At 66.6% G+C, this 494-nt stretch carries 1 pseudogene; it reads left to right on the forward strand.

Annotated features, from left to right (window positions below):
• Positions 1-494 (forward strand): annotated as a pseudogene (locus tag ASE71_RS36215) (electron transfer flavoprotein subunit alpha/FixB family protein); the annotation flags it as partial.

Genomic DNA, 494 nt, shown 5'->3' on the forward strand with positions numbered 1-494 from the left:
GCGGCGATGTGCATGTTCTCGTTGCCGGCGCCGGCGCGAAGCAGGCTGCCGAACAGGCGTCCAAGCTTGCAGGCGTTTCCAAGGTGCTCGTTGCCGACGACGCCTCGCTTGCCAACAACCTTGCCGAGCCGCTCGCTGCCCTGATCGTCTCGCTCGCTGGCAGCTACGACACGATCGTGAGCGCCGCCACCTCGGTCGGCAAGAACGTCATGCCGCGCGTTGCAGCGCTGCTCGACGTTTCCCAGGTGTCCGAAATCATCGAGGTCGTCTCGGCCGATACCTTCAAGCGTCCGATCTATGCCGGCAACGCCATCCAGACGGTGCAGACGACCGAAGCCAAGCGCGTCATCACCGTGCGCACCGCCTCCTTCGCCTCTGCCGCTGAAGGCGGTTCGGCGGCGATCGAGACCGTCTCGGCTGCCGCCAACCCTGGCGTTTCCTCCTTCGTCGCCGACGCCCTGTCGTCGTCGGACCGCCCGGAGCTGACGTCTGCC

Origin of the sequence: Ensifer sp. Root954 (assembly GCF_001429005.1) — a bacterium.
GTDB lineage: Bacteria > Pseudomonadota > Alphaproteobacteria > Rhizobiales > Rhizobiaceae > Ensifer > Ensifer adhaerens.